The organism is Microbacterium sp. NPDC056234 (assembly GCF_042267585.1).
GTDB lineage: Bacteria > Actinomycetota > Actinomycetes > Actinomycetales > Microbacteriaceae > Microbacterium.
In genome coordinates, this window is sequence record NZ_JBHJTE010000004.1 from 207,731 (window position 1) to 217,766 (window position 10,036).

A 10,036-nucleotide genomic window follows, 5' to 3' on the forward strand; every position below is an offset into this window, starting at 1 on the left:
GATGATCGCGTCGCCGGAACCCGGACCGCTCGTCGGCGGCAACATGAATGACGTCGTCCGCGTCGGCGACGAGGTCTGGCGCCCGACCGGCCCCTGGACACCGAACGTGCACGCGCTCCTCGGCACTCTCGCACGAGCGGGGATCGACAGGGTGCCTCGCCTCCTCGGCGTCACGGAGGACGGGCGGGAACGGCTCTCCTTCTTACCCGGCGATGTCGCCCACTATCCGCTCCCGGACTGGCTGTGGCGCGAGGAGAATCTGCATGCGGCCGGGAGACTGCTCCGCCGTATCCACGATGCGAGCATCGACCTTGCGCGGACGCCGGCCGGTTGGCGGTTGCCTGCGCGGGAGCCGATCGAGGTGGTCTGTCACAACGACTTCGCGCCGTACAACTTCGTCTTCGCACAGGAGCGTCTCGTCGGCGTCATCGATTTCGACACCGCATCGCCTGGGCCTCGGCTCTGGGACCTCGCCTACCTCGCGTACCGGCTCGTGCCCTATGCCGAGGATGCCGATGCTCCAGCCGAGATCCTCGCGGCCGAGCGCGGCCGCCGCGAGGCATTGATGTCCGCCTACGGGTCGGACGCCGATGCCGAACGACTGTGGACGATGATGGCAACGCGCCTGGATTCGCTCGCGGTGCATTCCAGAGCGCACGCATCGACCAGGCCCGAGCTGGCGGACCACGCCGCCATGTACGACCGCGATGCGACTCGGCTGCGCACCCGAGCGCGTCCGGTGTGATCGTGCTGAGCCGCGATCACACCGAGTCGCGCGGATGCCGCTTCGACCCCCGCTCGTCGCCGTGTCGGTAGTTCCCCGTCGCTGTGGCCATGAGCAGCTGCGCACCGCCACCGTCCACCGTCACACCCACCCCGGAAGCCAGTTGTGAATGAGCCAGAAGGTGTACGGGACGTTGATCCCCGTCCAGATCGGGTAGAAGAAGGCCGACACGAGCACGGCGAGCACGAGATACACCATGACCGTCCGCTCGCCGGCCTGACGGCGATGCAGCGGGTTGCGCCGTCGTCCTGCCAGGTCGCGCAGCGCGAGCGCGAGCGCGATCACGAGGAACGGCATCATCGCGACCGTATAGAACTGGAAGATCGTTCGGCCGGGCGTCAGCAACCACGGCACATACGTGACCGCGAGTCCGACCAGCGGAATCCCGTACTGCCACGGCATCGGTGTCCGCTGGACGAGCCCGCGGACGAAGCGGTACAGCAGGTAGATGGCTGCTGCGATGCCGCCGTACCAGATGAGCGGATTGGGGACCGCCGTGATGACCGCGATGCAGTGGTCGGTACCCCAGCAGGACTGATCGCTGCTGTCCACCCAGACAGCCGTCGGTCGCAGCAGCAGCGGCCATTGCCAGGCGGGACTCGCGTACGGATGCCCGGTCGCGAGTCCGACGTGGAATCCATACATCGCCTGGTGGTAGTTCCACAATGCGGTCAGGGGGTTCGCATCGCTCGCGCGATCGTATCCGCTGCTCGTGACCAGCCACCCTGTCCAGGACACGATGTAGACGAGCAGCGCCGGTGGAACGAGCAGCAGGAATGTCACCGGACCCTGGCGCGCAGCGGCATCCATCGGCCAGAACACGACTCCGGCGCGACGGCGGGCGAGGGCGTCCGTGACGACCAGGTAGATGCCGAGCCCGGCCAGCACGTACAGGCCCGACCATTTGACGGCGGTGGCTGCTCCGAGCGCGAGACCGGCTGCGACGATCCATGGGCGTCGCCAGAGCACGCGTCCCCAGAACGGGTCGGGTGCCTCGGCATCCCTTCTTTCCAGCTCCGGAATGGTCCGGCGACGATCCAGCACGACGAACAGGAAGCCCAGCATGACGAAGAAGGTGAGGATGCCGTCGAGCAGCGCGATCCGGCTCATCACGATGCTCAGCCCATCGATCGCCAGCAGTCCGCTCGCGATCGCCGCGACCGGCATGGACCTCGTCATCGCGAGCGCGATCAGGTAGACCACGAGGACGGTCGCGGCCCCGAGGACGGCCGTCGTGAGTCGCCATCCGCCACTCGAGCCGGGGCCGAACACCGCCATGCCGAGCGCGATGATCCACTTGCCCAGCGGTGGATGGACGATGAAGCTGCCCTGCTCGCCGAGTGCGCTCGCGTCGCCGGTGAGGAGCTGCTCGTTCGCGCCGTCGCCCCAGGTGCCCTCGTAGCCGAGCGTCCAGAGAGCCCAGGCGTCCTTGACGTAGTAGGTCTCGTCGAAGGCCAGAGTGTGTGGGCGATCGAGGTTGACCAGCCGCAGAACCGCTGCGATCGCCGTGATGATCAGCGGCACGAACCAGCGGAGCAGCCCGGTCCACTCCGGGTCCTCGAGGAATCGCGAACGGAAGCGTCCCCACAGCGTCGATCGCTGGGCCGGAGGCGGCAACAGGGGCACGGGCGCGGTCACGGCACCAGCCTATGTCTCACGACCTAAGCTGAACGTGTGATCATCCTCGCCGCCACTCCGATCGGCAATCTCGGCGACGCATCGCGGCGCCTGATCGAGGTGCTCGAGAACGCCGAAGTGGTCGCCGCCGAGGACACCCGTACGACGCAGCGGCTGCTGCAGGCGCTGCAGATCGCGAATCGGCCACGGCTGATCGCACTCCACGACCACAACGAGAAGCACAAGGCGGCCGAGCTCGTCGCGCTCGCGGCCGATCAGGACGTCGTGCTCGTCAGCGACGCGGGGATGCCGGCTGTCAGCGACCCCGGCTACGGCGTCGTCGCTGCGGCCGTCGCCGCCGGTGTGACGGTCACGGCGATCCCCGGCCCCAGCGCGGTGCTCATGGCCCTCGCGATCTCGGGCCTGCCGACGGACCGGTTCACGTTCGAGGGCTTCCTGCCGCGGAAGCCGGGGGAGCGGCGGTCGACGCTCACCGCCCTCGCCGGTGAGCAGCGCACGATGGTCTTCTTCGAGTCTCCGTCGCGATTGGCCTCGTCGCTGGCCGACATGGGCGCCGCCTTCGGTCCGGAGCGGCGCATCGCGGTGTGTCGTGAGCTGACGAAACTGTTCGAGGAAGTACGTCGGGGGACGGCATCCGAGCTCGTCGAATGGGCCGAGCAGGGCGTCAAGGGCGAGATCGTCGTCGTCGTCGAAGGTGCGGCGCCCGTCGAGACCTCGGCCGAGGATGCGGCGGCGCAGGTCCAGGCGCTCGTCGCCTCCGGCATCCGATTGAAGGATGCCTGCGCCGAGGTCGCCGCTGCCACAGGGCTGAGCTCGCGCGACCTGTACCAGCAGGCGTTGGCGTCCCGCGCGCGCTGATGATGCAGGTCGACTCCTCGGTCTCCGCCGCCTACGACGCGCGCGCAGCCGAGTACATCGAGATCGCCGGCTCCATCGAGCAGATGGACGCCGATGACCGGCGCCTCATCGAAGCCTGGCGTGACGCCACCGCCGGACCGCTCCTGGACGCCGGTTGCGGACCGGGGCACTGGACGCGATTCCTCCACGAGGAGGACCGTGACGTCATCGGGGTCGACCTGTCTGCGCAGTTCCTGGCGGCGGCGCGGTCACGCTACCCGGAGCTGCGGTTCGAGCAGGCGTCGTTCAGGGCGCTTCCTTTCGACGATGCCTCGCTCGGCGGCATCCTGGCCTGGTACTCGCTCATCCACACGCCACCGGAGGAGCTCGGTGCGATCCTCGCCGAACTCGCCAGGGTGCTCAGACCAGGTGGCTCGATGCTGATCGGCTTCTTCGACGGCACCCCTCGGGAGCCGTTCGCGCATGCCGTGACGACCGCGTACTTCTGGGATGCCGATGCCCTCGGCATCCTGCTGGGGGATGCCGGATTCATCGTCACCGCGCACGAACGCCGTGAGCGGAGCGCCGGGGAGGTGAGCGCGCGTCCGCATGGTTCGGTGACGGCGACGCGCCTCGAGGGTGCCGCGGCGACCGGCGCGTAACGCACCGGTGATCGCACCTAGAATTGACCCCATGCCCGCAGGCGAAACCTTCTACATCACCACGCCCATCTACTACCCCTCCGATGTGCCGCACATCGGTCACGGGTACACCTCGGTGGCGGTGGACACGCTCGCACGCTGGCACCGCCAGGCCGGGGACGACACCTGGATGCTCACCGGAACCGATGAGCACGGTCAGAAGATGCTGCGGGCTGCGGCGGCCAACAACGTCACCCCGCAGGAGTGGGTGGACAAGCTCGTCACCGAGAGCTGGTTCCCGCTGCTGAAGACGCTGGATGTCGCCAACGACGACTTCATCCGCACCACGCAGGAGCGGCACGAGACCAACGTGCAGGTGTTCTTCCAGCGCCTGTACGACGCCGGCTACATCTACGCGGGCGAGTACGAGGCCCTGTACTGCGTCGGATGCGAGGAGTTCAAGCCGGAGTCCGAGATCGTCGACGGCACCGGTCCCTTCGAGGGGCTGAAGGTCTGCGCGATCCACTCCAAGCCGCTGGAGCTGCTGCAGGAGAAGAACTACTTCTTCAAGCTCAGCGAATTCCAGGACCGTCTGCTCGAGCTGTACAAGACCGAGCCGGACTTCGTGCGCCCGCACTCCGCGCGCAACGAGGTCGTCTCGTTCGTGAGCCAGGGGCTGAAGGACCTCTCGATCTCGCGCTCGACATTCGACTGGGGCATCCCGCTGCCGTGGGACGAGTCGCATGTCATCTACGTGTGGGTGGATGCTCTGCTCAACTACGCGACCGCCGTCGGCTACGGCTCGGACGAGGCGCAGTTCGAGCGCCGCTGGCCCGCCTATCACGTGGTCGGCAAGGACATCCTGCGTTTCCACGCCGTCATCTGGCCCGCACTGCTGATGGCAGCTGGGCTCGAGGTGCCCAAGGGCGTCTTCGCGCACGGCTGGCTGCTCGTCGGGGGCGAGAAGATGTCCAAGTCCAAGCTCACCGGCATCGCGCCGACCGAGATCACGGACGTCTTCGGCTCCGACGCGTACCGCTTCTACTTCCTGTCGGCCATCGCGTTCGGTCAGGACGGCTCGTTCAGCTGGGAGGATCTGTCCGCCCGGTACCAGGCCGAACTCGCGAACGGCTTCGGCAACCTCGCATCCCGCACGGTCGCCATGATCGAGCGCTACTTCGAGGGGATCGTGCCGCCCGCCGCGGACTACTCCGACGCGGACCTCGCGATCCAGAAGATCGTCGCGGATGCCGCGTCGGCTGCGGATGCCGCGATCGAGCAGTTCCGCATCGACGAGGCGATCACGCGGATCTGGACGATCGTGGATGCGCTGAACGGCTACATCACCGAGAACGAGCCCTGGGCGCTGGCGCGCGATGAGGATCAGCGCGCCCGTCTCGGCACCGTGCTGTACACCTGCGCCGAGGGTCTTCGTGCGCTCGCCGTACTGCTCTCCCCGGTCATGCCGCAGGCGACCGAGAAGCTGTGGATCTCGCTGGGCGCCGCCGAGAGCATCGGCCGACTGCAGGATCAGCTGATCCGCGAGGCCGGCGCCTGGGGCATCCTGAAGCCGGGAACGAACGTCAACGGACTCGCCCCGCTGTTCCCCCGCGTGGAGTCGCAGGCTTGACCGAGACCCCCGACACGTACGTCCGCGAGCGTTCGACGAGCGGACGCAAGGATCTGCGTTACCCGGCCGCGCCGGAGCCGCTCACAGTGCCGGTGTACGACAACCATGCGCATCTCGAGATCCTCGACGGCGACGATCCGTTGAGCCTCGCGGAGCAGCTCGATCGTGCCTCGGCCGTCGGCGTCGCCGGTGTCGTGCAGGCATCCGGCGACATCGAGTCGTCGCGATGGGCTGTCGCGGCGGCCGAGCAGGACTCCCGTGTCCTCGCGGCCGTGGCGATCCACCCGAACGACGCACCGACGTACGCCGCCGCCGGTCGGCTGGATGAGGCGATCGCCGTCATCGACGAACTGGCCGAGCACCCGCGCACGCGGGCGATCGGTGAGACGGGGCTCGACTTCTTCCGCGCGGAGGAGCCAGGGCGCCCCGCCCAGTTCGAGAGCTTCGAGGCGCACATCGCCCTCGCGAAGAAGCACGGCATCGCGATGCAGATCCACGATCGCGACGCCCACGACGCCGTGCTCGAGACCCTGACGCGCGTCGGAGCCCCCGACCGGACGGTGTTCCACTGCTTCTCCGGCGATGATGCGATGGCGCGGATCGCGGCGGATGCCGGGTACTACCTCTCGTTCGCCGGCAACGTGACGTTCAAGAACGCCCAGAACCTGCGCGATGCGCTGAAGGTCACGCCGCTGGAGCGGATCCTCGTCGAGACCGACGCCCCGTTCCTCACCCCGGTGCCGCTGCGCGGGCGGCCCAATGCGCCGTACCTGATCCCGCACACGCTGCGATTCATGGCCGCCGAGCTCGAGATCGAGGTCGACGAGTTCGCCGCCCGGATCGCCGCGAACACGCTCGCGGTCTACGGTTCCTTCGAGAACTGACACTCACGCCACGGGATCAGGCTGCGGGTCTTCCGCGGCGTCGTCCAGCGCGGGCTTCGCGCTGACGATGTGCGAAATCGGACGCCACACCAGCAGCAGCGTGATCGCTGCGCCCACGAATGCGAACCACCACGGGGCGGTGAGCCCCCAGAACTGGGCGATCACGCCGCCGAGCGCCTGGCCGAGCACCATCCCGCCGAAGACGCCGACCATGTTCACCGAGGCGATCCGGCCCTGCAGCTCGGTCGGGACGAGGCGCTGGCGCACCGTCGTCGAGATCGTGCCCCAGATGAAGGCGTAGAACCCGAACACGGCCATGATGGCCAGGGCGACCCATCCGGTGCTCGTCAGGGCGAACGCCAGATGCATCAGCACCTCCAGCGACAGACAGGCGCGCATGAGCGTGGCGAAGGACACGCGCTTCTCGAGCCATCCGAAGCTCATCGTCGCGAGAAGGCCTCCGGCGGCGGATGCTGTCGTCAGCGCTCCGTAGCCCACGGCGCCCATGTTCAGGTGCTCGGTCGCGTAGAGCACGAGCACGCCCCATGGCGCAGCCCACGTCACGTTGAAGACCAGGATGATCAGCACGAGCGTGCGCACCGGCGGGTTGCGCCACAACCACCTCAGGCCCTGTGCGATGTCGGTGTGCACCGGTGCGTGCTCCTCGCGCGGCGGGACCGGCGTGCGGGCCATCCGCGAGACGAGCACGATCGCGAGTGTGACGCACAGCACCTCGATCAGGAACGGCCACGCCGTGCCGGCGGCGAACAGGAATGCCCCCAGTGGCGGCCCTGCGAACTGGTTCGCGACGAGATATCCCGCCTGCAGGCGGGCGTTGCCGATGCCGAGATCCGCCGGCTTCACGATCATCGGCAGCAGCGTGCTGCCCGCTGTGTCGACGAAGACTTCGGCGGTGCCGTAGAGGAATGCGACGGCGAGCACGATCCAGATGTTCGCCGTCCCGGTGATCAGGAACACGCACAGGGCGGCGAGGACGATCGCACGGGCGGCGTTGGCGAACATCACCAGCCGACGTCGGTCGAACCGGTCGGCGATCGCTCCGGCGTGCAGGCCGAACACGAGCCAGGGGAGGAACTGCAGGATGGCGCCCGATGCGACCAGGATCGGCGACGAGGTCATGGAGGCGATCAGCAGCGGTGCTGCCGCGAGCGCCACGCCGTCGCCCACGTTGCTCGTCCACGAGGACGCGAGCAGCCAGCGGAAATCCCGGCCCATCCGGCGCGGCGCGATCAGGTCACCGAGGCTGGGCATCCGTACAGCGTATCCCGGTAGGGGAGAATGGGGGGATGACCGTCACTCTTCTCGGTGCGACCGAGATCCGCAGGCTCGCCGCAGACCTCGATGTGACCCCGACGAAGAAGCTCGGACAGAACTTCGTCGTCGACGCGAACACCGTCCGCAAGATCGTGCAGGCCGGCGCGGTCGAGGCCGGAGAGCGTGTCGTCGAGGTCGGGCCAGGGCTGGGGTCCCTCACCCTCGCGATCCTCGAGACGGGAGCGACGGTCACCGCCGTCGAGATCGACCATCGCCTCGCCGCACGGCTGCCGCAGACGGCCGCGGACCACGGCGTCGCGGCGGATGCGCTGACTGTCGTCGACGCCGACGCGCTGCGGGTCACCGAGCTCCCCGGCGCCCCGACCGTCCTCGTGGCGAACCTGCCGTACAACGTCTCGGTGCCGGTGCTGCTGCATTTCATGGAGACGTTCCCGAATCTGCAGCGCGGTGTCGTCATGGTGCAGGCCGAGGTCGGCGAACGTCTCGCAGCCCCTCCCGGGAGCAAGGCGTACGGCGCGCCCAGTGCGAAAGCGGCCTGGTACGGTCCGTGGCGGCTCGCCGGAACGATCTCGCGTCAGGTGTTCTGGCCGGTGCCGAACGTCGACAGCGTTCTGGTGGCGTTCGAGCGCGCCGCCGAGATGCGAGGAGGCGAGGATCTTCGCCGCGCGACCTTCCGGATCGTCGATGCCGCTTTCCAGCAGCGTCGCAAGATGCTGCGCCAGGCGCTCTCCGGGCTGTTCGCGGGGTCGTCGGCCGAGGCGACGGCGGTGCTCGAGCGCGCCGGAGTCGCGCCGACCGCCCGCGGCGAGCAGCTGACGATCGACGACTTCGTGAGAATCGCGCACGCGCAGGCGACTAGCCTGGAATCGTGACCGAGAACCCGCGCTTCCGCCCAGACGTTCCAGAACTCCACCGTCCGTACGTGGCGGATGCCGACCGGTACGGCCGCTTCGACTACCGACAGGTCGGCTCGTCAGGTCTCTACCTGCCCCCGATCTCGCTGGGGCTGTGGTGGAACTTCGGCGACAACATCCCGATGGACAACCAGCGCGCGCTGCTGCGCCACGCGTTCGATCTGGGCATCACGCACTTCGACCTCGCGAACAACTACGGACCGCCCTACGGTTCGGCGGAGAAGAACTTCGGACGCATCCTCGCCGAGGACCTGAAGCCGTACCGCGATGAGCTGATCATCTCGTCGAAGGCCGGCTGGGACATGTGGCCGGGGCCGTACGGCGATCTGGCGAGCCGGAAGTACATCCTCGCCAGCGCGGAGCAGTCCCTGACGCGCATGGGTCTCGACTACGTCGACATCTTCTACTCGCACCGTGTCGACCCGGTGACCCCCATCGAGGAGACCGTCGGCGCGTTGGACGCCCTGGTGCGCCAGGGCAAGGCCCTCTATGTGGGCATCTCCTCGTACAGCGCAGAGCGCACCGAGAAGGCCGTCGCCGTCGCCCGCGACCTCGGCACGCCGCTGGTGATCCACCAGCCGTCGTACTCGATCCTGAACCGGTGGATCGAGGACGGTCTGACCCAGACGCTGCGCACTGAGGGAGTCGGTGCCATCGCCTTCACCCCGCTCGCTCAGGGCCTGCTCACCGACAAGTACCTCTCCGGGGGCGCCGCGGAGCGCGCGCAGAAGCGTCGCTCGCTTCCGGACCGTCCGCTGAGCGAAGAGGGCCTGTCGATCCTCCGCGCGCTCAACGACATCGCGGTGGAGCGCGAGCAGTCCCTCGCCCAGATGGCGCTGCAGTGGACGCTGCGCGACCCGGTGGTCGCTTCCGCCCTGATCGGAGCTTCGCGCCCTGAGCAGCTCGACGAGAACGTGGCTGCCCTGGACGGCCCCGAGTTCACTGCGGACCAGCTCTCCCGGATCGATGCGCTGTCCAGCGGCATCGACGTCGACCTGTGGGCCAAGTCGTCCACACTCTGACAACGCTCTGCGTCGAGAGGATCCCGAGATGACCCTGTTGCCCTTTCCGGATGCGGTGCACGTGCGCGCGCCGGGCAAGATCAACGTCTATCTCGGCGTGGGCGATCGGCACGATGACGGCTATCACGCCCTCGCGACGGTCTTCCAGGCGGTCTCGCTGTACGAGGACGTGATAGCCCGCCAGGCGGACGACTTCTCGATCATCGTGAAGGGCGCGGCGGACCCGGCATCCGTGCCGCTGGACGATCGCAACCTGGCGATGGGGGGGGGCCAACACGGAGCCCGCCGGCCCCGGGCCCCCGGGGGGGGGGGGGGGGTGATTGGTGAGAGAAGGGAAGGAGACGGGGGGGGGGGGGTGTGTTTGGTGGGGTGAGCCCGCCCCCCGCGAGA

Annotated in this window: 10 protein-coding genes; 8 read left to right on the plus strand and 2 right to left on the minus strand. The window is 68.3% G+C overall.

Features of this window, described 5'->3' with window-relative positions; all coding sequences use genetic code 11:
• The first annotated feature begins 1 nt into the window (after position 1).
• Entirely contained in the window at positions 2-745 is a 744-nt protein-coding gene (locus ACFCYE_RS12910) for a phosphotransferase enzyme family protein (protein ID WP_376179285.1), read from the plus strand.
• Positions 746-865: 120 nt separating this feature from the next.
• Here ACFCYE_RS12910 and ACFCYE_RS12915 read toward each other — a convergent pair whose 3' ends face one another.
• Entirely contained in the window at positions 866-2,422 is a 1,557-nt protein-coding gene (locus tag ACFCYE_RS12915) for a dolichyl-phosphate-mannose--protein mannosyltransferase (protein ID WP_376179286.1), read from the minus strand.
• A gap of 36 nt (positions 2,423-2,458) precedes the next feature.
• On the opposite strand from ACFCYE_RS12915, the gene rsmI reads away from it, so the two are divergent.
• Genes rsmI through ACFCYE_RS12935 form a run of 4 tightly spaced genes read left to right on the plus strand, consistent with a single transcriptional unit; the run spans position 2,459 to position 6,414 of the window.
• Positions 2,459-3,280: a 16S rRNA (cytidine(1402)-2'-O)-methyltransferase gene (gene rsmI, locus ACFCYE_RS12920; RefSeq protein WP_376179288.1), complete on the plus strand. Its 822-nt coding sequence runs from the start codon at positions 2,459-2,461 to the stop codon at positions 3,278-3,280.
• Positions 3,280-3,921 (plus strand): class I SAM-dependent methyltransferase, encoded by a 642-nt coding sequence (locus ACFCYE_RS12925; protein ID WP_376179289.1) that lies wholly within the window; start codon positions 3,280-3,282, stop codon positions 3,919-3,921. Before rsmI ends, ACFCYE_RS12925 begins: the two co-directional genes overlap by 1 nt.
• Before the next feature lie 31 nt (positions 3,922-3,952).
• Entirely contained in the window at positions 3,953-5,530 is a 1,578-nt protein-coding gene (gene metG, locus ACFCYE_RS12930; RefSeq protein ID WP_376179290.1) for a methionine--tRNA ligase, read from the plus strand.
• Positions 5,527-6,414, plus strand: coding sequence for a TatD family hydrolase (locus tag ACFCYE_RS12935; RefSeq protein ID WP_376179292.1), 888 nt, complete (start codon positions 5,527-5,529; stop codon positions 6,412-6,414). Before metG ends, ACFCYE_RS12935 begins: the two co-directional genes overlap by 4 nt.
• A gap of 3 nt (positions 6,415-6,417) precedes the next feature.
• Here ACFCYE_RS12935 and ACFCYE_RS12940 read toward each other — a convergent pair whose 3' ends face one another.
• A complete protein-coding gene (locus ACFCYE_RS12940) occupies positions 6,418-7,686 on the minus strand; it encodes an MFS transporter (protein ID WP_376179293.1) in 1,269 nt (422 codons plus the stop codon).
• Between the two features lie 35 nt (positions 7,687-7,721).
• Here ACFCYE_RS12940 and rsmA point away from each other — a divergent pair, with 35 nt between their 5' ends.
• Genes rsmA through ACFCYE_RS12955 form a run of 3 tightly spaced genes read left to right on the plus strand, consistent with a single transcriptional unit; the run spans position 7,722 to position 10,019 of the window.
• Complete coding sequence (rsmA, locus tag ACFCYE_RS12945; protein WP_376179294.1) at positions 7,722-8,582, plus strand: 16S rRNA (adenine(1518)-N(6)/adenine(1519)-N(6))-dimethyltransferase RsmA; 861 nt, start codon at positions 7,722-7,724, stop codon at positions 8,580-8,582.
• The gene (mgrA, locus tag ACFCYE_RS12950) at positions 8,579-9,646 is read left to right on the plus strand and encodes an L-glyceraldehyde 3-phosphate reductase (protein ID WP_376179296.1); all 1,068 of its coding nucleotides are present in this window, start codon (positions 8,579-8,581) and stop codon (positions 9,644-9,646) included. The genes rsmA and mgrA overlap by 4 nt, the downstream gene beginning before the upstream one ends.
• 28 nt (positions 9,647-9,674) lie before the next feature.
• Positions 9,675-10,019, plus strand: a complete 345-nt coding sequence (locus ACFCYE_RS12955; protein WP_376179297.1) for a hypothetical protein — start codon at positions 9,675-9,677, stop codon at positions 10,017-10,019.
• Positions 10,020-10,036 lie beyond the last annotated feature (17 nt).

Excerpts from the sequence above, each read along its gene's own strand:
- ACFCYE_RS12910 (WP_376179285.1), top strand. The coding sequence starts at position 2 with ATGATCGCGTCGCCGGAACCCGGACCGCTCGTCGGCGGCAACATGAAT.
- ACFCYE_RS12925 (WP_376179289.1), top strand. The coding sequence starts at position 3,280 with ATGATGCAGGTCGACTCCTCGGTCTCCGCCGCCTACGACGCGCGCGCA.
- metG (WP_376179290.1), top strand. The coding sequence starts at position 3,953 with ATGCCCGCAGGCGAAACCTTCTACATCACCACGCCCATCTACTACCCC.
- ACFCYE_RS12940 (WP_376179293.1), bottom strand. The coding sequence starts at position 7,686 with ATGCCCAGCCTCGGTGACCTGATCGCGCCGCGCCGGATGGGCCGGGAT.
- rsmA (WP_376179294.1), top strand. The coding sequence starts at position 7,722 with ATGACCGTCACTCTTCTCGGTGCGACCGAGATCCGCAGGCTCGCCGCA.
- ACFCYE_RS12955 (WP_376179297.1), top strand. The coding sequence starts at position 9,675 with ATGACCCTGTTGCCCTTTCCGGATGCGGTGCACGTGCGCGCGCCGGGC.